The organism is Serratia sp. CY71090 (genome assembly GCF_052166845.1).
In the GTDB taxonomy this organism is placed as follows: Bacteria; Pseudomonadota; Gammaproteobacteria; order Enterobacterales; family Enterobacteriaceae; genus Serratia; species Serratia nematodiphila.
Genome location: NZ_JBJNOA010000001.1, coordinates 763025 through 787199 on the forward strand (window position 1 = coordinate 763025; position 24175 = coordinate 787199).

The 24175-nt window shown below is 62.9% G+C and carries 23 protein-coding genes; 19 read left to right on the forward strand and 4 right to left on the reverse strand.

The annotated features are described in order from the left end of the window. Window positions 1-234: 234 nt before the first annotated feature. From ACJ8OK_RS03550 to ACJ8OK_RS03595, 10 genes are all read left to right on the forward strand, one after another. Window positions 235-1242, forward strand: coding sequence for a 3-oxoacyl-[acyl-carrier-protein] synthase III C-terminal domain-containing protein (locus ACJ8OK_RS03550; protein WP_033632796.1), 1008 nt, complete (start codon window positions 235-237; stop codon window positions 1240-1242). Further along, the gene (locus tag ACJ8OK_RS03555; RefSeq protein ID WP_374930191.1) at window positions 1239-2255 is read left to right on the forward strand and encodes an NAD-dependent epimerase/dehydratase family protein; all 1017 of its coding nucleotides are present in this window, start codon (window positions 1239-1241) and stop codon (window positions 2253-2255) included. The genes ACJ8OK_RS03550 and ACJ8OK_RS03555 overlap by 4 nt, the downstream gene beginning before the upstream one ends. After that, window positions 2248-3054, forward strand: a complete 807-nt coding sequence (locus ACJ8OK_RS03560; RefSeq protein WP_033632798.1) for an MBL fold metallo-hydrolase — start codon at window positions 2248-2250, stop codon at window positions 3052-3054. The genes ACJ8OK_RS03555 and ACJ8OK_RS03560 overlap by 8 nt, the downstream gene beginning before the upstream one ends. Further along, on the forward strand, window positions 3051-4337 hold the full coding sequence (locus tag ACJ8OK_RS03565) for a F390 synthetase-related protein (protein ID WP_442530392.1): 1287 nt from the start codon (window positions 3051-3053) through the stop codon (window positions 4335-4337). The genes ACJ8OK_RS03560 and ACJ8OK_RS03565 overlap by 4 nt, the downstream gene beginning before the upstream one ends. After that, window positions 4334-4951, forward strand: a complete 618-nt coding sequence (locus tag ACJ8OK_RS03570) for a phosphatase PAP2 family protein (protein WP_004934630.1) — start codon at window positions 4334-4336, stop codon at window positions 4949-4951. The genes ACJ8OK_RS03565 and ACJ8OK_RS03570 overlap by 4 nt, the downstream gene beginning before the upstream one ends. Further along, window positions 4948-6081, forward strand: a complete 1134-nt coding sequence (locus ACJ8OK_RS03575) for a sterol desaturase family protein (RefSeq protein ID WP_442530393.1) — start codon at window positions 4948-4950, stop codon at window positions 6079-6081. Before ACJ8OK_RS03570 ends, ACJ8OK_RS03575 begins: the two co-directional genes overlap by 4 nt. Beyond that, window positions 6074-7156 carry a fatty acid desaturase family protein gene (locus ACJ8OK_RS03580; RefSeq protein WP_085336676.1) on the forward strand — a complete coding sequence of 361 codons (1083 nt, stop codon included), beginning with the start codon at window positions 6074-6076 and terminating at the stop codon, window positions 7154-7156. Before ACJ8OK_RS03575 ends, ACJ8OK_RS03580 begins: the two co-directional genes overlap by 8 nt. Beyond that, entirely contained in the window at window positions 7153-8238 is a 1086-nt protein-coding gene (locus tag ACJ8OK_RS03585; protein WP_049186248.1) for an acyl-CoA desaturase, read from the forward strand. The genes ACJ8OK_RS03580 and ACJ8OK_RS03585 overlap by 4 nt, the downstream gene beginning before the upstream one ends. Before the next feature lie 106 nt (window positions 8239-8344). Continuing rightward, window positions 8345-8569, forward strand: a complete 225-nt coding sequence (locus ACJ8OK_RS03590; RefSeq protein ID WP_004934623.1) for a hypothetical protein — start codon at window positions 8345-8347, stop codon at window positions 8567-8569. Continuing rightward, window positions 8566-8832 carry a hypothetical protein gene (locus ACJ8OK_RS03595; RefSeq protein ID WP_033632804.1) on the forward strand — a complete coding sequence of 89 codons (267 nt, stop codon included), beginning with the start codon at window positions 8566-8568 and terminating at the stop codon, window positions 8830-8832. Before ACJ8OK_RS03590 ends, ACJ8OK_RS03595 begins: the two co-directional genes overlap by 4 nt. 9 nt (window positions 8833-8841) lie before the next feature. On the opposite strand, the gene ACJ8OK_RS03600 is transcribed toward ACJ8OK_RS03595, so the two are convergent. From ACJ8OK_RS03600 to ACJ8OK_RS03610, 3 genes are read right to left on the reverse strand one after another with little or no spacing between them, the layout of a single operon-like run. Continuing rightward, entirely contained in the window at window positions 8842-8994 is a 153-nt protein-coding gene (locus ACJ8OK_RS03600; protein ID WP_004934619.1) for a DUF2474 domain-containing protein, read from the reverse strand. Between the two features lie 14 nt (window positions 8995-9008). Beyond that, window positions 9009-10016: a cytochrome d ubiquinol oxidase subunit II gene (gene cydB / locus ACJ8OK_RS03605; RefSeq protein WP_033632805.1), complete on the reverse strand. Its 1008-nt coding sequence runs from the start codon at window positions 10014-10016 to the stop codon at window positions 9009-9011. Between the two features lie 2 nt (window positions 10017-10018). Beyond that, entirely contained in the window at window positions 10019-11419 is a 1401-nt protein-coding gene (locus tag ACJ8OK_RS03610) for a cytochrome ubiquinol oxidase subunit I (protein WP_004934615.1), read from the reverse strand. Window positions 11420-11563: 144 nt separating this feature from the next. Between ACJ8OK_RS03610 and ACJ8OK_RS03615 the strand changes: the two genes are divergently transcribed. From ACJ8OK_RS03615 to ACJ8OK_RS03640, 6 genes are all read left to right on the forward strand, one after another. Beyond that, a complete protein-coding gene (locus ACJ8OK_RS03615) occupies window positions 11564-12982 on the forward strand; it encodes an aminotransferase-like domain-containing protein (protein ID WP_048323913.1) in 1419 nt (472 codons plus the stop codon). A 187-nt stretch (window positions 12983-13169) separates the two neighbouring features. Further along, on the forward strand, window positions 13170-14825 hold the full coding sequence (locus tag ACJ8OK_RS03620; RefSeq protein ID WP_048323910.1) for an ABC transporter substrate-binding protein: 1656 nt from the start codon (window positions 13170-13172) through the stop codon (window positions 14823-14825). A gap of 48 nt (window positions 14826-14873) precedes the next feature. Next, a complete protein-coding gene (locus tag ACJ8OK_RS03625) occupies window positions 14874-15830 on the forward strand; it encodes an ABC transporter permease (RefSeq protein WP_004934604.1) in 957 nt (318 codons plus the stop codon). A 4-nt stretch (window positions 15831-15834) separates the two neighbouring features. Further along, complete coding sequence (opp4C, locus tag ACJ8OK_RS03630; protein ID WP_164267997.1) at window positions 15835-16785, forward strand: oligopeptide ABC transporter permease; 951 nt, start codon at window positions 15835-15837, stop codon at window positions 16783-16785. After that, on the forward strand, window positions 16782-17768 hold the full coding sequence (locus ACJ8OK_RS03635; RefSeq protein WP_442530394.1) for an ABC transporter ATP-binding protein: 987 nt from the start codon (window positions 16782-16784) through the stop codon (window positions 17766-17768). The genes opp4C and ACJ8OK_RS03635 overlap by 4 nt, the downstream gene beginning before the upstream one ends. After that, window positions 17758-18726: an ABC transporter ATP-binding protein gene (locus tag ACJ8OK_RS03640; RefSeq protein WP_442530395.1), complete on the forward strand. Its 969-nt coding sequence runs from the start codon at window positions 17758-17760 to the stop codon at window positions 18724-18726. The genes ACJ8OK_RS03635 and ACJ8OK_RS03640 overlap by 11 nt, the downstream gene beginning before the upstream one ends. A gap of 2 nt (window positions 18727-18728) precedes the next feature. Here ACJ8OK_RS03640 and ACJ8OK_RS03645 read toward each other — a convergent pair whose 3' ends face one another. Beyond that, a complete protein-coding gene (locus ACJ8OK_RS03645) occupies window positions 18729-19703 on the reverse strand; it encodes an alpha/beta hydrolase (protein WP_135638294.1) in 975 nt (324 codons plus the stop codon). A gap of 666 nt (window positions 19704-20369) precedes the next feature. On the opposite strand from ACJ8OK_RS03645, the gene ACJ8OK_RS03650 reads away from it, so the two are divergent. Genes ACJ8OK_RS03650 through astD form a run of 3 tightly spaced genes read left to right on the forward strand, consistent with a single transcriptional unit; the run spans window position 20370 to window position 24143 of the window. Continuing rightward, complete coding sequence (locus ACJ8OK_RS03650; protein WP_015378175.1) at window positions 20370-21584, forward strand: aspartate aminotransferase family protein; 1215 nt, start codon at window positions 20370-20372, stop codon at window positions 21582-21584. 52 nt (window positions 21585-21636) lie between these two features. Further along, window positions 21637-22671 carry an arginine N-succinyltransferase gene (gene astA / locus ACJ8OK_RS03655; RefSeq protein ID WP_442530396.1) on the forward strand — a complete coding sequence of 345 codons (1035 nt, stop codon included), beginning with the start codon at window positions 21637-21639 and terminating at the stop codon, window positions 22669-22671. After that, window positions 22671-24143, forward strand: a complete 1473-nt coding sequence (astD, locus tag ACJ8OK_RS03660) for a succinylglutamate-semialdehyde dehydrogenase (protein ID WP_442530441.1) — start codon at window positions 22671-22673, stop codon at window positions 24141-24143. The genes astA and astD overlap by 1 nt, the downstream gene beginning before the upstream one ends. The last annotated feature ends 32 nt before the right edge of the window (window positions 24144-24175 follow it).

The window sequence follows — 24175 nt, forward strand, 5'->3', positions numbered from 1 at the left end:
TTCCGATAATTCCCCCGCCGTCTGCCCATTCTCGTCACCTTGTCGTAAACTCACTATCTCAGTTATGTTACGTTTATGCTTCCGCCGACGGACGTCGGCCTGTGGTAGCCGATAACAAGAGATACCGCCTTGATGAAAGGCATTTTGGGACATAAAAACCGGGGATGATCCGTGTGGCCTTCGCGCCGTACGGGAGAATCGCTTTATGGATAGTCAGGTTAATCAATAACAATAATGACCACACAATTACGCTCACCCGAGCTGCTGCCTCTGAAAATCATCGCCACCGGGGCCGCGTTGCCGTCTAACCGCGTGGCGTCCTCTGCGCTCGACGCTCGGCTGGGGAAACCGGCCGGCTACGTTGAAAAACGCTCGGGCATCGTTTACCGCTATCACGCCGCCGACGATGCCAGCCAGGCCGAACTCGCCGCCGCCGCGCTGCAAGACGCGCTGGCTCGCAGCGCCCTTCCGGCAGCCTCTATCGATCTGCTGATCTCTGCCTCGGCGATTTCGGTGCAGGCGCTGCCGTGCACCGCCGCGCACATTCTCAAGGTGGCGGGGCTGGCGCCGGGCACGCCGGGCTTCGACATCAACAGCAGCTGCGTCAGCTTTATCTCTGCGCTGCAGGTGGCGGCGGGGCTGCTGAACGCCGGGACGTACCGACGCATCGCCATCGTCTCGGCCGATCTCGCTTCACGCGGCATCGACTGGCAGCACGAAGAGTCGTCGCTGATCTTCGGCGACGGCGCCGCCTGCGCCATCGTGGAGCGCGGCGACGGCGCCAGCGGCATCCTCGCCAGCCTGGTGGAGACCTATCCCGCCGGCAGCGAACTGTGCGAAATCCGCGCCGGCGGCACGCGGCGCAACCCGCGCGCCGGCATGTGCGAGCAAGACTTCCTGTTTCATATGCAGGGCAAGCCGCTGTTCCGCCAGGCGTCGGCGCTGATTGAGGGTTACCTCGATCGGCTGTTGAGCGCCAGCGGCCTGACCCTGGCGCAGATCGCCACCGTGGTGCCGCATCAGGCCAGCCATTTGTCGCTCGAACATATGCGCAAGCGGCTGCATGTCTCCAGCGAGGCGCTGGTGGATATCTATCGCCACCACGGCAACCAGGTGGCGGCGTCCATCCCGACGGCGCTGCATGCCGCCGTGACCACCGGGCGCTTCAACCCCGGCCAGCCGGTGATGCTGATCGGCACCGCCGCCGGGCTGGCGCTGGCTGGCATGGTGTTGTTGCCATGAGGGTGCTGGTGACCGGGGCGACCAGCGGGCTGGGGCGCAACGCGGCGCAGTGGCTGCTGGAGGCCGGACATCAGGTGCGCGCCACCGGCCGCGATGAACGGGCCGGCGCAGCGTTGCGTCGGCTGGGCGCCGAGTTTTGCGCGCTCGATCTGGCGCAGGCCACGCCGCAGCAGTGTCGGCAGCTCGTCACCGACTGCGAGTGGGTGTGGCACTGTGCGGCCAAGTCTTCACCCTGGGGCGGCAAAGCGGAGTTTCACCGCATCAACGCCGCGGCGACGGACAAGCTGGCGGAGGCGGCGGGGCGCTGCGGCGTGCGGCGCTTTGTGCATATCTCCACGCCGGCAATCTACTTCGATTTTCAGCCGCATTACGATCTTGACGAAGGTTATCGTGCCCGTCGCTTCGCCAATCACTATGCCGCCAGCAAGTATGCGGCCGAACAACGCCTGTTGGCGCAGGCGAAGATCTACCCGCAAACCACCTACATTATGCTGCGGCCGCGCGGCTTGTTTGGCCCGCACGATCGGGTGATCGTGCCGCGGCTGTTGCAGCAGCTCGAACGCGATCGCGGCGTGCTGCGGCTGCCCGGCGGTGGGCAAGCGCTGCTGGACCTGACCTTCGCCCCCAACGTGGTGCACGCCATGGAGTTGGCCAGTCGGCAGCGCGGGTTGCCGTCCGGCGCCGTTTACAACATCACCAACCACCAGCCGCAGCAGCTGGCGGAGATGCTGGATGCGCTGCTGCGTCAGGAACTGGGGCTGCACTACCGGCTGCAGGCCGTGCCCTATCCGTTGCTGCATACGCTGGCCGGCGGCATGGAGCTGTGGGCGACGCTGAGCGGCAAGGAACCGCTGCTGACGCGCTACAGCGTGGCGGCGGTGCATTTTGACATGACGCTGAGCCAGACCCGTGCGATCGAAGAGCTGGGCTATCAGCCGCGTTATTCGATGGAAGAGGGCATTCGTCTGACCGGCGAGTGGCTGCGGCGGCAAGGAGGCATACAGCATGGCTAAGGTTACCGTTTTTGAAGTGGGCTATTGCACGCATATCGGCTGCATGGCGCTGCGCGGCGCCGGGTTCCGGGTGTGCAAATTCCCGGCGCGCGCCTATCTGCTGGAGGTGGGGGAGCGCCGCTGGCTGTGGGATACCGGCTACGCGCGTTATTTTCAGCAGCACACGCAGTCGGGGGTGTTCAGCCTGTATCGCCGGATGACGCCGGTCTATTTCGATCCCGCCGAGTCGTTGGCGCATCAGCTGCGCGAAGCCGGTTACGCCAAAGGGGATATTCAGGCGCTCATTGTCTCGCATTTTCACGCCGATCACATCGCCGGGCTGCAGGATTTCAGCCAACTTGACTTTATTTGCTCCGGCGAAGCCTGGCGGCAAACCCGCGGGCTGCGCGGTTTCGCGGCGCTGAAGCGCGCCTTTATTCCCGGCCTGATCCCGGCGGATTTCGAGAGCAACCTGCAGTTTATGGAAGCTTTTCCCTCGGTGGCGTTGCCTGCGCTGCTGGCGCCGTTCGAGCGCGGCTATGCGCTGCCGGGCAGCGAAGGGCAGATCGTGCTGGTGCCGCTGCCGGGGCATGCGGCCGGCCATATCGGCGCCTTTATTCTCACCGACGCCGGCTGGACGCTGTTGGCCAGCGACGCCGCCTGGTCGCCGCAGAGTTACCAGACGCTGCGCGGGCCTTCGCGCCTGGCCAATCTGGTGATGGACGACGCGGCGGCGTACATCCGCACGCTGGAGCGGCTCAACCAGCTGTGGGCGGGCGGCCAGGTCAACATTTTGCTGTGCCACGAGGGGGACCTGTGATCCCGTTCATGACCCTTTGGCACTATTTCCGCGCCCGGCGCCTGCGCTTTGGCGATCGTGCGGCGCTGGAGGCGCATCAGGCCCGGCAGCTCGCGGGCTTCGCCCGTCGGGTGCTGAGCAAGAGCCCCTATTTTCAACGCTTCAGTCGCCGGCCGTTCGCCGAATGGCCGCAGATGGACAAGGCGCTGATGATGGCGCAGTTCGACCGGATGAACACCGCCGGGCTGCAGCGCGATGCGGTGCTGGCCTGCGCGCAGCGCAGCGAGGCGGATCGCGATTTCACGCCGAAGATCGGGCGCTACAGCGTTGGATTGTCGTCCGGCACCTCCGGGCAGCGCGGCGTGTTTGTCGTCAGCCCGCGCGAACAGCAGGTGTGGGCCGGCGGCATGCTGGCGAAGATGCTGCCGGACGGTCTGTTGGCCGGCGAGCGCGTTGCGCTGTTTCTGCGGGCGGACAATAATCTCTATCACAGCGTGAACAACCGTTGGCTGAGCCTGGCGTTTTACGATCTGCTGGCGCCGTTCAGCGAGCATTTGCCCGCATTGGAACGGCAGGCGCCCAGCATCATCGTGGCCCCGGCGCAGGTGTTGCGCGCCTTGGCGCTGGCGGTGCTGGCCGGGCAGGTGAAGTTGCCGGTCAAAAAAGCGATCTCGGTGGCCGAGGTGCTGGAAGAGCAGGACCGCCGCCTGCTGCTGCAGGTATTTCCGGCGGTCGGCGAAGTGTATCAGGCCACCGAAGGATTTCTTGCCGCGACCTGCGCGCACGGTACGCTGCATCTGAACGAAGAGTTTTTGCATATCGAACCGCAGTGGATCGACGAACTGCGTTTTACGCCGTTGATCACCGACTTTACCCGCAGCACGCAGCCGATCGTGCGTTATCGGCTGGACGATGTACTGGTGTTGCGCAAGGAACCCTGCCCGTGCGGGCAGCCGACGCGGGCGATCGCCCGTATCGAGGGGCGGCGCGACGATCAACTGATGCTGCCCGATGCGCGGCGGCAACCGCAGGTGGTGTTCGCCGATGCCTGCAGCCGAACGATCGCCAATGCGTTGCCGCTGAGCAGCGATTATCGCCTGATCCAGCGCGGTGAACGGCGGTTGGAATTGATTGCCGATTGCAGCCAGTCTGAATTGGCGCACTGCCAGGCGCAGCTGATGGCGCTGTTCGCTCGCCAGGGCATCGCCACCGAGCGCCTCGAATGGCGGTTGACGGCGCAGGCGGTGCTGCCGCAGTTCGATCGCAAGCGGCGGCGCATCGTGCGCCAGGCGGAGGAGGCATGAAAAATACGCTGTTCAGACTAGGGCACATGTTGCTCGGCTGGGGGACGGTCGGGGTGGTGTATAGTCTGACCGATCGCCTGCAGGGGGCGGGAACCCTGTTGCCGCCGTCGGCGCTTGACCGGGCGATCCCGTTCAACCCGGCGGCCATATGGCTCTACCTGTCGTTCTTCCTCATCGTCCCGGCGGGCTATCTGCTGGCGCCGCTGCAGCGGATCACATGGCTGACGCGGGCGATGCAGCTCACCGCGCTGGGCGCCGGGGCGGTTTACCTGCTGTGGCCGACCACCATGGCCTATCCGCAGAACGATGGCGTCGGGATCAGCGCGCAGCTGCTGGCGGCGTTAACCCAGGTGGATTCGCCGCAGAACTGCCTGCCTTCGTTGCATATGGCGCTGACTGTGCTGGCGGTGTGGGCGCTGAGCGACGGCGAGCGCAAAGTGCGCACGGCGTTGTGGATGCTGTGGGGTGCGGCGATCGCGTTCTCGATTCTGCAACTGCGCCGCCATTTGTTTGTCGATTTGGCCGGCGGCGCGCTGCTGGCGCTGTTCGCCGGCTGGCTGGCCCTGCGTATGAACACCCTGCGCCGGCGCGTGGTTAAAGGAGAAATGGGATGAGCGATCTGGTGTTGCCGATAGTGTTCATGCTGTTCATCGTGGTGGCCGAGGCGGTGGCGCTGCAGTGGGGGCGTCGCGAGCCGGTCAACTGGCACGATCTGGTGTTCAACCTGAACTCCGGCCATATCATGTTGTGGCTGTTCCGCGGGTTGGAGATCACCTGTTACGGCTACGTGGCCGCGCATTTCAGCCTGGGGCTGGTGGACGCCTGGTCGCCGCTGTTGATGTGGCTGTTCGCTTTGCTGGCGTGGGACTTCGGTTTCTACTGGCTGCACCGTCTGCATCATCGTTTCCGCCTGCTGTGGGCGGTGCATGTGGTGCACCATCAGGGCGAGCATTTCAATCTGTCGCTGGGGGTGCGCAACTCCTGGTATTCGTCGCTGACGTCGATCCCGTTCTTTTTGCTGCTGGCGCTGGCGGGCGTGCCATTGTCGGTGTTCGTCGCGGTCTCGATTTTTCACTACAGCATTCAACTGTTTAACCACAATGCGCTGACGCCGAAGCTTGGCGTGCTGGAAAAAATCCTGGTCACGCCGGCGCATCACCGGGTGCATCACGTCAAGGACATGGCCTATTCCAATAAGAACTTCGGCGGCAGCTTTATCTTCTGGGACAAACTGTTCGGCACCTTCTGCCCGGCATTGCCGACCACGCCGTTCAGCTACGGCGTCAGCGGCGACAGGCCGTCCGCCAACCCGTTCTGGGCGAGCAATCTGCCGTTCCTGCGCTATTTCCGTCTGGCCTGGCGCCCGGCGCCGGGCCGGCCGCGCGACCGCCGTTCGGCGCTCAGCGTTTTCAGCGGCGCCATGCTGTTGTTCTCGCTGGTGGTCGGTTACGTCTACCAATACGGTTACGGCTACGGCGACATCAGCTGGCCGCAAATGGCGCTGCTGGCGCTGCTGGCGTTGGGCTCGGTGGCGCTGGGCGGCATGACGGAAGGGCGACCTTGGGCGAGCGCCGTCTGGTTGCTGGTCGCGCTGGGCATGCCGCTGCTGTTTATCGGCTATCTAGGTTGGCCGCAGCGCTATTGGCATATCGCCATGGCCGCCGTGGCGTTGCATGCCCTGTGCGTCGCATTGGGCTGGGGAAGAGTAGCCGCACCGGCCGCCGTGGAGGAACCGCATGGCTGAATCATTGCCGCCGCTGCGTTTTCCCGCCGATGGCGAACAGGCCTTCCACCGCGATCTTAAGCGCGCGGCCCACGCCTGTCTGGCGGGCGATCATCGCTATGCCGATGCCGCGCGATTGGCCAAGGCTGCGCTGTTGCTGGCGCTGTGCGCCGGGTTTTACGCGCTGAGTCTGCTGCAGCACCAGCCCTGGGCGTTTTTCCTCTGCTATTTCCTGTTCGTGGCCATGGGCATGCTGCTTAACGTCAACGTCAACCATGATGCTTCGCATAACGCCTTCTTGCGCGCGCCCTGGGCGAATCGCCTGGTGGGGCGACTGGTGACGCTGCCGCTGGGCGTCGATCCGGACTACTGGCGCACGCGGCATGTGGATTACCACCACGTTTACGCCAACGTCGAACACTACGATCTGGACACCGAAGAGAACGGTTTTTTCCGCCAGACGCCGTTCCAGCGCTGGCGACCGCATATGCGTTATCAGCATCTGTACTGGCCGCTGATCGCCGCGCTCTCCTTGCCCTACATCGCGTGGATTTTCGATTGGTCCGATCGGCTCGATAAAACGCCGCTGCGGGAAAAATGCGTGCTGGCGGGATGCGGCGGTTGGGCGCTGTTCGTGCTGAGCAAGCTCGCGCATCTGGCGCTGGTGCTGGTGGCTCCGCTGGTCGTGGGCCACCTGCACGGCATCGGCTGGGGCTGGGTGTTGCTGGCTTATGCGGTCGGCCAGATGTGCGCCTCGCTGCTGGTGGTGTTCCTGCTGCTGGGCACCCACTGGGCGCAGGCCGAGTTTTACCCGGCGCCGGCAGGTGACAGCATGCCGCAAGGCTGGTACCGGCACAATTTCGCCACCGCCTGCGACTGGCAACCTGAGCCGCGCTGGCTGGAGCACCTGACCGGCGGGCTGAACTATCACCTGACGCATCACCTGTTCCCCGGCTGGAATCATCGCCACTACCCGGCGTTGGCCGCGGCGCTGGCAGAGGTGGCGCAGCGGCACGGCATGGCGTACCGCTGCATCGGCTATCGCGAATTGCTGGCGCAGCAACAGCGCTTCTTGCGCCTTATGGGGCAGCCGTGAAACCGCTGCGTCCGTTAGCCTATCGGCGCGACGACAACGGGTTGCACCGCGCGCTGATGCAGGCCGCCCAGCATTATCTGGCGGCCAACGGCGATCACCGTTTCGCCGACGGCGGCATGCTGGCGAAGGTCGCGCTGCTGCTGGCGCTGTGCGGCCTGTGTTACGGGCTGAGCCTGCAGCAGCATAACGGCTGGGCGTTTTTCGCCTGCTATTTCGGTTTTATCTTTATCGGCATGTTCCTGACGGTGAACGTGGTGCACGACGCCTCGCACAACGCATTTTTCCGTCGCCCCTGGGCCAACCGCGGGTTGAACGCCCTGGTGAGCGTGCCGCTGGGGCTGGATCCCGACTGCTGGCGCGTGCGGCACGTGCTGTTCCATCATGCCCATAACAACATCGAACATTACGATCCCGACATCGACGCCAACGGTGTGCTGCGGCAAACGCCGTTCCAGCGCTGGCGGCCCTTTATGCGCGCGCAGCGTTACTATTGGCCGTTGGTGGCGGCGCTGACTTTTCCGTACTACATCTGGCTGTTCGATTGGCTGGACAGGGCGGGCCGCACCCGCGTGGCGGCGCGCATGGCGCAGCAGGGCGTGCGTGGCTGGATCGGGTTTCTGGCGGGGAAGGCGGCGCACCTGCTGCTGGCGCTGGCGATCCCGTGCTGGCTGCTGCCGCCGGCTATCGGCATCGGGCAAATCCTGCTGGTCTATTTGCTGAGCCAGATGCTTTCTTCACTGCTGTTCGTGATGCTCATCATCGGCACCCACTGGGCCAAGGCCAACTTCTACCAGGCGCCAGAACAAGGCGCAATGCCGCACGGCTGGTATCATCATGTGTTCGCCACTACCTTCGACTGGCTGACCCGGCCGCGCTGGCTGGGGTACTGGCTCGGCGGGGCGAACCTGCATTTGACGCATCATCTGTTCCCGCACTGGAGCCACCGCCATTACCCGGCGCTGAGCCGCATTATCGGCGAGGTGGCGCCGCGTTTCGGCATCGACTACCGCCTGCTGGAGTTGGAGGAGCTGTTGCGCCTGCAGCAGCGTTTCCTCAGCGCGATGGGGCGCAAGCCGCACTAGCGTTGCATGCGGGTTATGCGAGGCGTTACGCAGTTCACTAATTGAACGACATTTACCCTTCCAGTAGACTTTCCCCCGGTGAATCAACGACCACAGGAGGTGGAGTATGCGGAGTTTACCGATTCGGTTATCCAATGAAATCGACGACAGTTTGAACGATATTGCCCGGCGTCACGGGATGGCCAAAACCGACGTCATACGCCTGGCGTTTGCTTTGATGACGATTGCCGACCGTGAGTGGATGAAACAGGATGGTTCCCGCCTCGGTATCGTGCGTGAAAGCGACGAGGGGCTGGAGGCAGTCGCCGTGGTGGTGGGGATTTTTCCATGAAGCCGCAACATGAGCGCCCGCAGCTCGATGCTGAAAGGTTGTATTTGGATCCTTCGCTGGTCTTCGACGAAATGGAGCGGCTGCGCCTGGCGCGCCAGGTATTGTGCGGGATATTTGCGGTCAGCGTGGGCGTATTCGCCGCCCACGCATATTGGGACAAAAACGAAGCGCTCGGTCAAGTGTTCGAGCTGGTGAAGATCGGCGCCTTGCCGCTGGTCACGCTGGTGGTCTCTTTTTACTTTCCCAACAGCGCGTCCAGATAAGGCGCCGCGTTAATGCGACTTCATGCCCGCCGCAGTCATCAGCAGGCGGAACAGCGAGGCGACCACGAACAGCCCCAGCACGCTGGCGCTCCAGATGATCACCAGCCAACCGATGCGTTTCCACCAGGGCGCCGGAGCGGCGGCTGCCGTTTTATCTTGCATAGCGTCCTCCCTCCTCAGTGATAGCCGTGCTCATGGCTGATCTTGCCGCGGAACACGTAGTAGCTCCAGAAGGTGTAGACCAGGATGATCGGGATGATGAACAGCGCGCCCACCAGCATAAAGCCGAGGCTCTGCGGCGGCGCGGCGGCGTCCCACAGGCTGATGGCCGGCGGGATCAGGTGCGGCCAGATGCTGATGCCAAGCCCGCTCAGGCCGAGGAACACCAGCAACAGCGTCAGCATGAACGGCGAGTAGTGCGCGCCGCGTTTTACCCCGCGGTGAATACCCCAGGCGCTGAGCAGCACCAGCAGCGGCACCGGCAGCAGCCAGAACAGGTTCGGCAGCGTAAACCAGCGGGCGGCGATTTCCGGATGCGCGATCGGCGTCCAGATACTGACTGCGGCCAGCACCAGCAACAGGATCGCCAGCAGCGGCGTCGCCAGGTAATACATGCGCGCCTGCAGATCGCCGGCGGTTTTCATCACCAACCAGGTGCAACCGAGCAGGGCGTAGGTTACCACCAGCCCCAGCCCGCAGAACAGCGCGAACGGCGTCAGCCAGTCCAGCGCGCCGCCGGCGTAGGTGCGGCCTTCGACCGGGAAACCGTTGATCACGGCGCCCACCACTACCCCCTGGCTGAAGGTGGCGAAGAGAGAGCCCCAGATGAACGCTTTATCCCAGATATGGCGCTTCTGCGGCGTCGCCTTGAAGCGAAACTCGAAGGCCACGCCGCGGAAAATCAGCCCGATCAGCATCAGCGTCAGCGGGATCGCCAGCGCGTCGAGGATCACCGAGTAGGCCAGCGGGAAGGCACCGAACAGCGCCGCACCGCCCAGCACCAGCCAGGTCTCATTGCCGTCCCACACCGGGGCGACGGTGTTCATCATCAGATCGCGATCGCCGCTCTCTTTCACCCACGGAAACAGGATGCCGATGCCCAAATCGAAACCGTCCATCACCACATACATCATGGTGCTGAACACGATGATCACAAACCAAATCAGCGGAAGATCGATACCCATGTTCAGCTCCTGTCGTCCAGAGTGTCGTTGACCGCGGACAGCGGACGCGCCGGGCGGCCCTCGGTATTGTCTTCTTGGTGCTCATGCGGCTGCGGCCCTTTGCGGATCAGGCGCATCATGTAGGAGTAGCCCACGCCGAATACCGAGCAATAGACGATGATAAACGCCAGCAGGCTGATGCTCATGTGCAGATCGCCGTGCGCGGAGACCGCATCCTTGGTGCGCAGCAGGCCATACACCACCCACGGCTGGCGGCCGATCTCGGTGGTGAACCAGCCCGCCAGCAGCGCCAGCAGTCCGGATGGGCCCATCCACAGAATGAAGTACAGGAACGGGCGCGACTGATACAGCCCGCCGCGCCAGCGCAGCCACAGGCTCCACACCCCGGCCAGGATCATCAGCATGCCCAGCCCGACCATGATGCGGAACGACCAGAACACCACGGTGGAGTTGGGGCGATCTTCCGGCGGGAAGGATTTGAGCGCCGGCACCTGCTCGGTCAGGCTGTGCGTCAGGATCAGGCTGCCGAGGTAGGGCACTTCCAGCTTGAAGCGGGTCTCTTCACGCTGCATGTCCGGCCAACCGACCAGGATCAGCGGCGTGGCTTCGCCCGGCGGGTTTTCCCAGTGGCCCTCGATGGCGGCGATCTTCGCCGGCTGATGTTTCAGCGTATTCAGGCCGTGCGCATCGCCGATCAGCGCCTGCACCGGCGCGACGATCAGCGCCATCCACATCGCCATCGACAGCATCTTGCGCATCGCCGGCGTGTCGCGGCCGCGCAGCAGGTGCCAGGCGGCCGACGCGCCGACGAAGAACGCCGAGGAGAGGAAGGCGGCGGTGGACATATGCAGCAGGCGATACGGGAAGGACGGGTTGAAGATCACCTTCAGCCAGTCGACCGGCACCACCTGGCCGTTGATGATTTCGTGTCCCTGCGGGGTCTGCATCCAGCTGTTGGAGGCCAGGATCCAGAAGGTGGAGATCAGCGTGCCGAGCGCCACCATGCAGGTGGCGAAGAAATGCAGCCCTGGGCCGACGCGGTTCCAGCCGAACAGCATCACGCCGAGGAAACCGGCTTCGAGGAAGAAGGCGGTCAGCACTTCATAAGTCAGCAGCGGCCCGGTAATGCTGCCGGCGAACTCGGAGAAGAAGCTCCAGTTGGTGCCGAACTGGTAGGCCATCACCAACCCGGAAACCACGCCCATGCCGAAGTTAACGGCGAAAATCTTTGACCAGAAATGGTAAAGCTCACGATAGGCTTCATTGTGCGTTTTCAACCATAATCCCTCCAGCACCGCCAGATAGCTGGCTAAGCCGATGGTGATGGCGGGGAAGATGATATGGAAAGACACGGTGAAGGCGAACTGTATTCTGGCGAGTTCCAGTGCATCAAGACCCAGCATGGCGCCTCCTAGGGTTGAACATAAATTAACCTCTTGAGTATAGCTGTCATTTTTATGTGAAAAGCTTGGCGTGAAGTTAATCACGAAGTACAGTGACTATAATAGTGACAGTTATTTTACTTTTTCATATAACAGTTAATGGTTATGACCCGATACGAACAGCTTGCGCAGCAGATTAGAGAACAGATCCAGAACCGGGTGTGGCGGGCGGGCGACAAGCTGCCTTCGCTGCGCGAGAGCGGCAAACGCGCCGGATTAAGCTTGATGACGGTGGTGCAGTCTTACCAACTGCTGGAGAGCCAGGGGTGGATCGTCGCCCGGCCGCAGTCGGGTTACTACGTGGCGGCGCGCCCGCAGCCGCTGCCTCAGCCTTCGCGCGGCGAGAAACTGTTGCTGAGCGAGCAGGTGGACATCAACGCCTTTATTTTTGACGTGCTGCAGGCCTGCAAGGATCCGGACATCGTGCCTTTCGGTTCGGCCTTTCCCGACGCCACGCTGTTCGCCCAGCCGAAGCTGGCGCGGGCGCTGAGCAGCGTAGCGCGCAAATTCACGCCGCACAGTTCGCTGGCTAACCTGCCGCCGGGCAACGACGCGCTGCGGCGGCACATTGCCCAACGTTATGCGCTGAGCGGCATGCAGGTTGCGCCGGACGAAATCGTTATCACCGCCGGGGCGATGGAGTCGCTCAGCCTCAGCCTGCAGGCGGTGACCCAACCGGGCGACTATGTGGCGATCGAGTCGCCGGCGTTTTACGGCGCGCTGCAGGCGCTGGAACGGCTGCGGCTGAAGGCGGTGGCGATCGCCACCCATCCGCAGGACGGCATCGATCTGGACGCGTTGCAGCAGGCGGTGGAGCAGTATCCGATCAAAGCCTGCTGGCTGATGACCCACTTCCAGAACCCGCAGGGCGCCACCCTGCCGGAAGCCAACAAACAGCGTCTGGTGGCGCTGCTGCGCGAACGGCAGATCTCGCTGATCGAAGACGATGTCTACGGCGAGCTGTACTTCAGCGCCGAACGGCCGCTGCCGGCCAAGGCGCTCGACAGCGGCGGCCAGATCCTGCACTGCTCGTCGTTTTCCAAATGCCTGGCGCCGGGCTTTCGCGTCGGCTGGGTGGCGGCGGGGCGTTATGCGCAGCAGATCCAGCGTTTGCAACTGATGAGCACCGTTTCCACCAGCGTGCCGACCCAGATGGCGCTGGCGGATTATCTGCTGCACGGCGGCTACGACACCCACCTGCGGCGGTTGCGCCGCCTGCTGGCCCAGCGCCAAAGCGCGATGCGTCAGGCGATTGCCCACCATTTCCCGCCGACGGTGAAGGTCAGCCAGCCCGACGGCGGTTACTTCCTGTGGCTGGAGCTGGAACCGGCGCTGTCGTCGATGGAGCTGTACCGGCGGGCCCTTTCCCGGGGTATCAGCATCGCGCCGGGGCGCATGTTTACTACCGGCGACCATTTCAACCACTGCTTCCGTCTCAACGCCTCTTTTGAATGGAATGATCGCTTTGAAGAGGCGATCAAAACCTTAGCCAAACTTATCCGGGGGCTGGCGGCGGCCGGTTGAGCCGCGTTTTTCACGCCGCTTCGCCCCAGAAAAATTCATAATGCTTTTTTCGGCAATGGAATGCCGGTTTCGTTGTTAGACAGCCCTCCAGCCGCCCATTACTCTGCGATAAATTTTGTCACATTTTTATCAACGGGTAGACGAGGGGCAGTGGGTGAGTAGAATAAAAAACAAGCTAAACAAACTGTTGCGTTATCGGTTGACGCCGCTGGCGTTGATCTGCGCGCTGGGATTGAGCGCCGGCGCGCAGGCGGAAACGCTGGCCGAAGGCATCACGCCGGCCAGCGACGCCAGCCGGGTGCCGGCCGCCGCCAAGCTGCGCAAAGACACCGTGGTGGCGGGCATCTCGGAACCGCAGGGGATTTTCAACCCGTATCTGTTCACCAACGGCTGGGACGAGAACGTGACCGACGTGATTTTCAGCCGCCTGATCGGCCTGGACAGCCAGGGCAAGCCGGAAGGGCGTCTGGCGGAGTCCTGGCAGGTCAGCCCCGATAATCTGACCTACACCATCAAGCTGCGGCCGAATCTGGTCTACAGCGACGGCTCGCCGCTGAAGGCTGACGATATCGCCTTTACCCTGACGCTGTTGCACGATCCGGCCTATGACGGCGACACTGACATCACGCCGGCGCACATTCAGGGCGGCGCCGAGTATAAAAACGGCACCGCCGCCGGCATCAGCGGCCTGAAGGTGATCGACGATCGCACCATTCAGATCGTCACCACGCAACCGGGCGCCACCACGCTGCAACTGATCGGCGGCCCGGTGCTGTCGCGGGCTTACTACGGCAAAGACTATCAGCGGGGCAAGCTCGACGGCGTGCGCGCCTTGAACGCCAAACCGCTCGGCAACGGCCCCTATATTTACGACAAGTACGTGCCGGGGCAGGAGATCCGCTTCCACGCCAACCCGAACTTCTACCTCGGTACGCCGCCGATGGCGCGCTTTATCTACCGCGTCACCAACCCGGCCACCAACTTCCAGCTGTTCCAGACCGGTGAGACCGACTACGACGCCTTTACCGCCAAGCCGGACGATATCGAACAGCTCAAGCTGCTCGGCTTCGCCAATATCAACCTTTACAGCTCAAGCGATTACAGCCGCATCGACTTCAACCTCAAGCGTCCGGCGCTGCAGGACAAGCGGGTGCGCCAGGCGTTGATTTACGGCCTGGATCGGCAAAAGCTGATCGCCGTGGTGTATCAGGGTTACGGCAAAGTCGCCAACCAGCCGATTTCGCCGATCTCCTGGGCCTATGACGCGAACGGCATCAATCCTTACGCTTACGATCTCGATAAAGCCAAAAAGCTGTTGGACGAGGCCGGTTGGCAGGTGGGGGCGGACGGCATCCGGCAGAAAGACGGTAAAAAGCTGGAGCTGACGCTGCTGGTGACCAAAAAGCTGATCAACGACGCGCTGGTGCCGATCGCCAAGGATAACTACCGCCGGCTCGGCGTGGTGCTGAAACCGCAGGTATTGGATTTCAACGCGCTGCTGGCGCAGCGCAAGGCGGGCAATTACGACCTGGCGTCTCTCAGCACCAGCACGCTGAACGATCCGCACGACGGCGTACGCGACTTCATCAGCCGCGAGAGCGAGACCGGCTACCACAACCCGCAGGTGGACGCGCTGATCGCCAAAGCCAATGCCACGCTGGATATCGCGCAGCGCAAGCCGCTGTACCATCAGCTGTATCAGGCGCTGTCCGACGATCCGCCGGTGATCCTGCTCGGCAACCGCGAAATTTTGAGCGCCAGCAGCGCGCGCGTCACCGGCTTTAAACCGGATATCTACAACGGATTGGTCGGCAGCCTGCCGAACGTCAAACCGGCGCCGTAACGCCCTGACGCCGCCGCGCCATTACGGGCGGTGGCGATGGAACCCGCGATGAGAAATTTTATCCTGCGCCGTCTGCTGCAGACGATCCCGATGCTGCTGTTGGCTTCCTTGCTGATTTTTTGCATTTTCGCCCTGGCGCCCGGCGATTTTATCGACGGCAACATCAATCTGACCGCGCAACGCGCCGCCGAGCTGCGGGCGCTGTACGGGCTGGATCAGCCGTTGTTCAGCCGCTATCTGCACTGGCTTGGCCGGCTGCTGCAGGGCGACCTCGGCTTTTCACTGCAGTACCAGATCCCGGTCAGCACGCTGCTGAACCAATACATCTGGAACTCGTTCCTGCTGGCGGCGGTGGCGATGGTGTTGTATTGGGGCATCGCGCTGGCGGTGGGAGTGATCTCGGCGATGAAACCCTATTCGCTGTTCGATCATCTGATCACCGTGGCGGTGTTCGCCGCCATGTCGTTTCCGACGTTCTTCCTGTGCCTGTTGCTGATCAAATGGTTCGCCGTCGATCTGCACTGGCTGCCGGCGGGCGGCATGCTGCGTACCGGCAGCGAGGCGAGCGGGCTGGCCTGGGCGCTGGAGGTGGCGGCGCACCTGCTGTTGCCGGTGCTGGCGCTGGTGATGCTGCAGGCCGGCAGCCTGACGCGCTATTTCCGCGCCAGCATGCTGGAGGTGATCCGCATGGACTATATTCGCACCGCGCGCGCCAAAGGGCTCAGGGAGAAAACGGTGATCCTCAAACACGCGCTGCGCAATGCGCTATTGCCGATCATCACCCTGCTGGGGTTCGAGCTGCCTGGATTGTTCTCCGGCGCGCTGATCACCGAAAAAATCTTCAACTGGCCGGGCGCCGGACACATCCATATCGATTCGCTGGCGGCGCGTGATTACCCGGTATTGATGGGGTTCACGCTGTTTCTGGCCGCCTTGACCATTCTCGGCAATCTGCTGGCGGACATTCTGTACGCCTACGCCGATCCACGCATTCGCTTGAGGTAACACGATGTTGGCTACGTTGTTTTTCGGCCGCCGTCGCCGCTGGCGCCAGGCGCAACTGCCGGCGCTGGCGCAACTGTCGCCACCGCCCGCGGCGCAGGCCTGGCGGCGGCTGCGCCGCCACCGGCCGGCGATGATTTCGCTGGCGTTGCTGGTGCTGTTGGCGTTGCTGTGCCTGATTGGGCCGTCGTTGTCGCCGTGGCGCGACGATGCCGGCGATGTGCTGAATATCAATCAGGCGCCGAGCGGCGCGCACTGGTTGGGCACCGACTTTCTCGGCCGCGATATCTGCACCCGGCTGCTGCTGGCGGGGCGAATATCGCTGACCATCGGCCTGGTGTCGATGCTGCTGTCGGTGACGCTGGGCTATGTGCTGGGGGCGTTCGCCGGTTATCTGGGGGGCGTGGCGGACCGGCTGATCATGCGCTTCGCCGATCTGCTGATGACCATTCCCGGCCTGCCGCTGTTGATCATCATGGGCGCGATGCTGACCGAACTCGACGTGTCGCCGGACTACCGCATCTACATGGTGATGATCATGCTTAGCCTGTTGGGATGGCCGTCATTGGCGCGGCTGGTGCGCGGCCAGATCCTGTCGCTGCGCGAGCGGGATTTCATGCTGGCCACCGAGGTGCTGGGTCTCTCCACTCGGCGACGCCTCTTCGGCCATCTGCTGCCCAACACCGTACCGATTCTGGTGGTGGTGGCTACCATGGCGGTGGCCAACGCCATTCTCAGCGAATCGGCGCTGAGTTACCTCGGGCTGGGCGTGGTGCCGCCGACGCCGTCGTGGGGCAACATGATGGACGCCGCCAACAGCCTGATCGACTTTCAGCGCCGGCCCTGGCTGTGGATGCCGCCCGGGCTGGCGATCTTCGTCACCGTGGTGGCGATCAATATCCTGGGCGACGGCCTGCGGGACGCGCTCGATCCGAAAATGAACGGAGTAACACGATGAGTCAACCTCTGGTGGCGTTCGACCGACTGTCGGTGTCGTTTCAGGGCGAGCAGGGGCCGGTGCGGGCGGTGCAGCAGGTCAGCCTGGAACTGCAGGCCGGGCAAACGCTGGGGATCGTCGGCGAATCGGGCTGCGGCAAAAGCGTGACCGCCATGGCGCTGATGGGGCTGTTGCCGCAGCCGCTGGCGCAGGTAGACGGCGGTGAGATTCGTTTTGAAGGACAAAACCTGCTGTCGCTGCGGGCGGCGCAGATGGCAGATTTGCGCGGCAACCGGCTGGCGATGATCTTTCAGGAGCCGATGAGCGCGCTCAATCCGGTGCTGACGCTCGGCGAACAGCTGCTGGAGCCGCTGATTCGTCATCTGGCCCTGTCGCCAAAAGCGGCCTGGCGTCAGGCGGTGCAACTGCTGGAGGAAGTGGGGTTGGCGCGCGCGGAGGTGCTGATGCGCTGCTACCCGCACCAGCTTTCCGGCGGCATGCTGCAGCGCGTGATGATCGCCATGGCGATAGGGTGCCGGCCGGCGCTGCTGATCGCCGATGAACCGACCACGGCGCTCGACGTCACGGTACAGGCGCAAATCCTGGCGTTGCTGCGCGAGCAGAGCCGGCGACACAATATGGCGATGATCTTGATCACCCACGATCTTGGGGTGATCGCACAAATGGCGGATCGGCTGGCGGTGATGTACGCCGGGCGCGTCGTCGAGCAGGGAACGACGCGGGAAGTGCTGGCCGAACCGCGGCACCCTTATACTCAGGGGCTGATCGCCTCGCGGCCGGTGCCGGGGCAGCGGCGTCGCCGTTTGTACTCCATTCCCGGCCAGGTGCCGGATCTGGCGCGGCTGCCTGAACACTGTGCGTTTGCCGAGCGTTGCGCGCAGGCCACCGCGCGCTGCCGCGACGGCATCCCGCCGTTGTACGGGACTCAGCAGCGCCAATCCGCCTGCTTCCTCAACGCCGGAGGGCGCCTGCATGTCGACTGAACCCCTGGTGGAAGTGAAAGGATTAAAGAAATATTTCCCGCTGCGCGACGGGCTGTTCGGGCGAACCACCGGCCAACTGAAGGCGGTGGACGACGTCAGCTTCAGCATTCGCAAGGGCCGCGTTTTCGGGCTGGTGGGCGAGTCCGGCAGCGGCAAAACCACAGTCGGCCGCACGCTGCTAGGCCTGCACGATAAAACCGCCGGTGAGGTGATGTTCAAAGGGCAGGTGCTGGATAGCCTCAGCAAAGACGCGCTGCGCGCCCTGCGGCCGAAAATGCAGCTGGTGTTTCAGGATCCGTACAGCTCGCTGAATCCGCGTCTGCGCGTGGGCGACGCCATCGGCGAAGCGCTGTTGCAGCATGGCCTGGCAAGCAAGGCGGAACTGCGCGAACGGGTGCTCGATACCCTGGCGATCTGCGGGCTGTCGCCGCAGCATTACGGGCGGTTTCCACATGAGTTTTCCGGCGGCCAGCGTCAGCGCGTCGGCATCGCGCGCGCGCTGATCCTGCAACCGGAATTTATCGTCGCCGATGAACCGATATCGGCGCTCGACGTGTCGATTCAGGCGCAGATCATCAATCTGTTTTCCGATTTGCAGGAAAGGCAGGGGGTGACGCTGCTGTTTATTTCGCACGATCTCGGCGTGGTGGAGCATCTGTGCCAGGACGTGGCGGTGATGTATCTGGGGCAGATCGTCGAGAGCGCCGACCGCGATTCGCTGTTTCGCCAACCGCTGCATCCCTACACGCAGGCCTTGTTGGCGGCGGTGCCGACGCTGGATGCGCACCGTTCGCCGGCGTGGGTGGCCGGGGGAGAAGCGCCCAATCCCGCCAACCCGCCGCGCGGCTGCCGTTTCCATCCCCGCTGTCCGCTGGCCACGGCGCAATGCCGTGAACAGGCGCCGCATCTGCGCAGCGTGGCGCCCGGTCATCAGGTGGCTTGCCACCTGGTCGGTTAGCGTCAGGACAGGTAGTGCTTCAACGCGCGCCCGGCCTGGTGGATTGCCGAATGCACCGCCGGGACGTGGGCGAGCGGGTTCAACAGGCCGTAGTCGTGGATCAGGCCGTTGTAGCGGGTGGCGGTGACCTCGACGCCGGCGGCGTCAAGCAGACGCGCGTAGGCTTCGCCCTCATCGCGCAGCACGTCCAGTTCGGCGGTCTGCACCAGCGCCGGCGGCAAGCCCCGCAGCTGTTCCGGCGTGGCGTTGAGCGGCGAGGCGTAGATCTCTTTGCGCTGCGCCTTATCGGGCGCATAGCTGTCCCAAAACCACTTCATCATGTTGCGGGTCAGGAAATGGCCTTCGGCGAACTGATGATAGGAATCGGTATCAAAGTGGGCGTGCGTGACGGGCCACAGCAGGATCTGGCAACGCAATGCCGGTATGCCTTTCTCTTTGGCCATCAGGCTGACCACCGCTGCCATATTGCCGCCGACGCTGTTGCCGACCACCGCCAGCCGTGAACCGTCGACGTTGATTTTTTCGCCGTACTCGGCCACCCATTCCGTGGCGGCGTAGGCCAGATTGATCGCCTGAGGATAATGCGCTTCCGGGGAGCGTGGGTAGTTGACGAATACCGCCGCCGCGCCGGAGCTGTAAACCAGATCGCGCACCAGCCGTTCATGGGTGGGAAAATCGCCCAGCACCCAACCGCCACCGTGAAAGAACATGAATACCGGCAGCTTCTCTTTGACCCTGGCCGGCCGCACCAACTGCAGCAGAATATCCTGGCCCTCAACGTGGATGGTTTTCTCGCTGATTTCCACCTCGCGCAGCGGCACCTCGACGCTGCGTTGCACGTCCTCCAAAACCTTGCGCGCTTCTTTGGGCTTCATCTGCTCCATGGGTTTACCGCCACCGGCATTCAGCGCGTCGAGAAACGCGCGGATGTCGTGTTGGGCGTGCGGCTGGCTGAGATCGACGGTTTTCTTGGGCATGGTGGCTCCTTGTGCGCAGAAGAGAAGGGGCGGTCAGGATCACAGTGTAGTCGCTGGCGTACAAAGCAGGAACCGCGGTCAGCGCGGCTCCTTTTTCGCGAGTATGGCGGGTGGCGCCTCTGCGTCGCTGCCGCGTTGCACCATGCTGGCGCGCCGCTGCACCCGATGGGGGCAAAAAGTGTGATAGCGAGCAAATTGGGGGAAATTATTTTTGCGAGCCCGATCAGAAATCCTGAAGTTTTTCGTAATTGAATAGGATTTCGCACGCAATGATGATTTTAGGCCTTATTTTTTAATTTATGCATTACCAATGCATAGAAAATGAATAAATATTCATTATAAGCCGTTGTTTTAACGTAAAAAATAGCCAAATCCGGCAAAAATCCCGTTTTGGCACGATAGCTGCTCTACACTCTTTATCAAACGACATGTATTTTAACTGCTCGTTAACATTTACTCCCCGCTCAGGGACCGGATATACGCCATAAATAGTGAAAAACCGATTTTATGTAACAGATTTGTTTCTAAATCAGCGGTAAGGGACAGCATTTTCTCCGCCGCGAAAGTCGGTTTTGAACAACGGTTTTTTTGCATTGTGGCGGTCTAACCGGGCTTGAGCGGCCCTTACAGTCAAAATTCAGCCTTTGCTGAGATTATGAGGTCACTATGGAACAGCCAATCGCAGTTACCCGCCAGTCTTTCGATGACTGGATGGTCCCGGTTTATGCCCCTGCCGATTTTATTCTGGTGCGTGGCGAAGGATCGCAGGTGTGGGATCAGCAGGGTAAGTCTTACATCGATTTCGCCGGCGGCATCGCGGTTAACGCGCTGGGCCATGCGCACCCGGCGGTCAAGGCGGCGCTGGTGGAACAGGCGGGCAAACTGTGGCATCTGGGCAATGGCTATACCAACGAACCGGTACTGCGTCTGGCCAAAAAACTGATCGACGCCACGTTCGCCGACAAGGTGTTCTTCTGTAATTCGGGGGCAGAAGCCAACGAGGCGGCGCTGAAACTGGCGCGTAAGCACGCGCACGATCAGCACGGCGCCGGTAAAGATCAGATTGTGGCGTTCAACAACGCGTTCCACGGCCGCACGCTGTTCACCGTCTCCGCCGGCGGCCAGCCGAAATATTCGCAGGATTTTGCGCCGCTGCCGGGCGGCATCACCCATACGCCGTATAACGATCTGGCCGCAGCGGCCGAGCTTATCAACGATCGCACCTGCGCGGTGATCGTCGAGCCTATTCAGGGTGAGGGCGGCGTGCTGCCGGCGGAGGCCAGTTTCCTGCAGGGGCTGCGTGAACTGTGCGATCGTCACAACGCGCTGCTGATCTTCGACGAAGTACAGACCGGCGTCGGCCGCACCGGCCATCTGTATGCCTACATGCAGTACGGCGTGGTGCCGGACGTGCTGACCACCGCCAAAGCGCTGGGCGGCGGCTTCCCGATCGGCGCGATGCTGACCACCGATGCGCTGGCGAAAACGCTGGGCGTCGGCACCCACGGCACCACCTACGGCGGCAACCCGCTGGCGACGGCGGTGGCGGGGGAAGTGTTCTCCATCATCAACACGCCGGAAGTGCTGGAAGGCGTCAAACAACGTCACCAGTGGTTCATCGACGGGTTGAACGATATCAACCGTCAGTACCCGATCTTCGCCGAGATCCGCGGCGGCGGTTTGCTGATCGGCTGCCAATTGAAGAAAGACTATGCTGGCAAAGCGAAGCAGATCACCCAACTGGCCAACGAAGAAGGCGTTATCGCGCTGATCGCCGGTCCGGACGTGGTGCGTTTCACGCCGTCGCTGATCATCCCTGAGCAGGATGTGAAAGAGGGGCTGGCGCGATTCGCGCGCGCCGTGGCGCGCATTTGCAGCTAATCAGCGGGCTGCGCCTTCACCGGCGCAGCCTGATTCAGAAGAGGTTCGCATTATGATGATTATTCGCCCTATAGAGCGTCGCGATCTGGCGGATTTACTGACGCTTGCCGGTAAATCCGGCATCGGTCTCACTTCACTGCCGCAGAATGAAGATACCTTGTCGGCGCGCATTGAGCGGGCGTTAAAAACCTGGCAAGGCGAACTTCCGCAAAGTGACCAGTGTTATTTGTTCGTGTTGGAAGACAGCGAGCGCCGGCAGGCGGTGGGGGTCTGCGCAATTGAAGTGGCCGTCGGCCTGGCGGAACCCTGGTACAGCTTCCGCGTTGGTACGCAGGTGCACGCCTCCAAACAGCTGAACGTCTATAAATCGGTGCCGACGCTGTTCCTCAGCAACGACCATACCGGCCATTCGGAGCTGTGTACGTTGTTCCTCGATCCGGATTATCGCCGCGGCGAGAACGGCAAGCTGCTGTCGAAGGTGCGTTTCCTGTTTATCGCCGCGTTCCGTGAACGCTTCTCCCGGCGTCTGATCGCCGAGATGCGCGGTTTCTCCGATGAAAACGGCCGTTCGCCGTTCTGGGAGAGCGTCGGTCACCGTTTCTTCTCCATCGAGTTCGCCAAGGCGGACTACCTGAGCGGCACCGGGCAAAAGGCGTTTATCGCCGAGCTGATGCCGAAACACCCGTTGTATGTCGATTTCCTGGCCGAAGATGCGCAGAAAGTGATTGGCGAAGTGCACCCGCAAACCCTGCCGGCGCGCCGCCTACTGGAGGCGGAAGGCCTGAGTTATCAGGGCTACGTCGATATCTTCGACGGCGGCCCGACGCTGGAAGCGGAGATCGACCATATCCGCGCGGTGAAGCAGAGCCGCCTGGTGAAAGTGGTGCTGGATGACACGCCGATGCGCGCCGATGCGCCGGTGCATCTGGTGGCCAACGACAACTATCAGAATTACCGCGCACTGTTGGTCAATGCCGATCTGTATGACGACCGCCTGCATATCAACGCCGCCACCGCCGCGGCGCTGGGCGTCGAACAGGGCAGCCTGGTGCGGGTGCTCCCCCTTATTGCACAGGAGAAAGCATGATGTCCCATCCTGCACTGTTGATTAACGGCGTCTGGCGGCAGGGCCGCGGCGCTGAGTTCGGCAAGGCCGATCCGGTCGGCAACCAGCCGCTGTGGCGCGCTAACGCCGCCGACGCCGATGACGTCGCCGCCGCCTGCGAAGCCGCGCGCGCCGCGTTCCCCGCCTGGGCGCGCACGCCGTTCGAGCAGCGCGAACAGCTGGTGACACGCTTCGCCGCCTTGCTGGAGGAACACAAGCAGTCGCTGGCGGAAACCATCAGCCGCGAGACCGGCAAGCCGCGTTGGGAAACGCTGACCGAAATTCAGGCGATGATCGGCAAGGTGGGCATTTCGCTGCAGGCCTATCAGGCGCGCACCGGTTTTAGCCAGACGGCGATGGCCGACGGCGCTTCGGTGTTGCGCCATCGTCCGCACGGCGTGCTGGCGGTATTCGGGCCTTATAACTTCCCCGGCCATCTGCCGAACGGCCATATCGTGCCGGCGCTGTTGGCCGGTAACTGCGTGGTGTTCAAGCCGAGCGAGCTGACGCCGTTGACCGCCGAGGAGACCCTGAAACTGTGGCTGCAGGCCGGTCTGCCGGACGGGGTGATCAATCTGGTGCAGGGCGGCCGGGAAACCGGCGAAGCCTTGGCGGCCAGTGCGGATATCGACGGTCTGCTGTTTACCGGCAGCGCCGGCACCGGCTATCACCTGCATCGCCAATTGGCGGGGCAGCCGGAGAAGATCCTGGCGCTGGAGATGGGCGGCAACAATGCGCTGATCGTCGACGGTTTCGAGGATCGCGACGCGGCGGTCAACCTGGCTATCCAGTCGGCATTTATCTCCGCCGGTCAACGCTGTACCTGTTCGCGTCGCATTCTGGTGAAGCAAGGGGCGGAAGGCGATGCCTTTATCGCGCGTTTGGTTCAGGTGGCGGGCGAACTGCGCGTCGGCCGTTGGGATGCCGAACCGCAGCCGTTCATGGGCGGGGTGGTGTCGGCTGCTGCGGCGGAAAACATGCTGAAAGCGCAGCAGCGCTTGCTGGCGCTGGGTGGCAAATCGCTGCTGGCCATGCGTCTGCTGGAACCGGGCAGCTCGTTGCTCAGCCCGGGGATCATCGATCTGACTGGCGTGGCCGGCGTGCCGGACGAAGAGTATTTCGGGCCGTTGACCACCATCGTGCGTTACCGCGATTTCGACGAGGCCCTGCGGCTCGCCAACCAGACGCGCTATGGCCTGTCGGTGGGACTGGTCTCGCCGCAGCGCGAGCTGTTCGAGCGGCTGTTGCTGGAAGCGCGCGCCGGCATCGTCAACTGGAACAAGCCGCTGACCGGGGCGTCCAGCGCGGCGCCGTTCGGCGGCGTGGGGGCCTCCGGCAACCATCGCCCAAGCGCCTTCTATGCGGCGGACTATTGCGCCTGGCCGATGGCTTCGCTGGAAAGCGAAAGCCTGTCGCTGCCGGCGACGCTATCGCCGGGCTTGTCGTTCCGTTAATCGTCTGCGGCGGCGCGATGGCGCTGCCGCAC

Bases quoted from the DNA above. Each gene is read 5' to 3' on its own strand.
- ACJ8OK_RS03550 (WP_033632796.1), top strand. From the start codon at position 235: ATGACCACACAATTACGCTCACCCGAGCTGCTGCCTCTGAAAATCATC.
- ACJ8OK_RS03555 (WP_374930191.1), top strand. From the start codon at position 1,239: ATGAGGGTGCTGGTGACCGGGGCGACCAGCGGGCTGGGGCGCAACGCG.
- ACJ8OK_RS03560 (WP_033632798.1), top strand. From the start codon at position 2,248: ATGGCTAAGGTTACCGTTTTTGAAGTGGGCTATTGCACGCATATCGGC.
- ACJ8OK_RS03570 (WP_004934630.1), top strand. From the start codon at position 4,334: ATGAAAAATACGCTGTTCAGACTAGGGCACATGTTGCTCGGCTGGGGG.
- ACJ8OK_RS03575 (WP_442530393.1), top strand. From the start codon at position 4,948: ATGAGCGATCTGGTGTTGCCGATAGTGTTCATGCTGTTCATCGTGGTG.
- ACJ8OK_RS03580 (WP_085336676.1), top strand. From the start codon at position 6,074: ATGGCTGAATCATTGCCGCCGCTGCGTTTTCCCGCCGATGGCGAACAG.
- ACJ8OK_RS03590 (WP_004934623.1), top strand. From the start codon at position 8,345: ATGCGGAGTTTACCGATTCGGTTATCCAATGAAATCGACGACAGTTTG.
- ACJ8OK_RS03595 (WP_033632804.1), top strand. From the start codon at position 8,566: ATGAAGCCGCAACATGAGCGCCCGCAGCTCGATGCTGAAAGGTTGTAT.
- ACJ8OK_RS03600 (WP_004934619.1), bottom strand. From the start codon at position 8,994: ATGCAAGATAAAACGGCAGCCGCCGCTCCGGCGCCCTGGTGGAAACGC.
- cydB (WP_033632805.1), bottom strand. From the start codon at position 10,016: ATGGGTATCGATCTTCCGCTGATTTGGTTTGTGATCATCGTGTTCAGC.
- ACJ8OK_RS03610 (WP_004934615.1), bottom strand. From the start codon at position 11,419: ATGCTGGGTCTTGATGCACTGGAACTCGCCAGAATACAGTTCGCCTTC.
- ACJ8OK_RS03615 (WP_048323913.1), top strand. From the start codon at position 11,564: ATGACCCGATACGAACAGCTTGCGCAGCAGATTAGAGAACAGATCCAG.
- ACJ8OK_RS03625 (WP_004934604.1), top strand. From the start codon at position 14,874: ATGAGAAATTTTATCCTGCGCCGTCTGCTGCAGACGATCCCGATGCTG.
- opp4C (WP_164267997.1), top strand. From the start codon at position 15,835: ATGTTGGCTACGTTGTTTTTCGGCCGCCGTCGCCGCTGGCGCCAGGCG.
- ACJ8OK_RS03635 (WP_442530394.1), top strand. From the start codon at position 16,782: ATGAGTCAACCTCTGGTGGCGTTCGACCGACTGTCGGTGTCGTTTCAG.
- ACJ8OK_RS03640 (WP_442530395.1), top strand. From the start codon at position 17,758: ATGTCGACTGAACCCCTGGTGGAAGTGAAAGGATTAAAGAAATATTTC.
- ACJ8OK_RS03645 (WP_135638294.1), bottom strand. From the start codon at position 19,703: ATGCCCAAGAAAACCGTCGATCTCAGCCAGCCGCACGCCCAACACGAC.
- ACJ8OK_RS03650 (WP_015378175.1), top strand. From the start codon at position 20,370: ATGGAACAGCCAATCGCAGTTACCCGCCAGTCTTTCGATGACTGGATG.
- astA (WP_442530396.1), top strand. From the start codon at position 21,637: ATGATGATTATTCGCCCTATAGAGCGTCGCGATCTGGCGGATTTACTG.
- astD (WP_442530441.1), top strand. From the start codon at position 22,671: ATGTCCCATCCTGCACTGTTGATTAACGGCGTCTGGCGGCAGGGCCGC.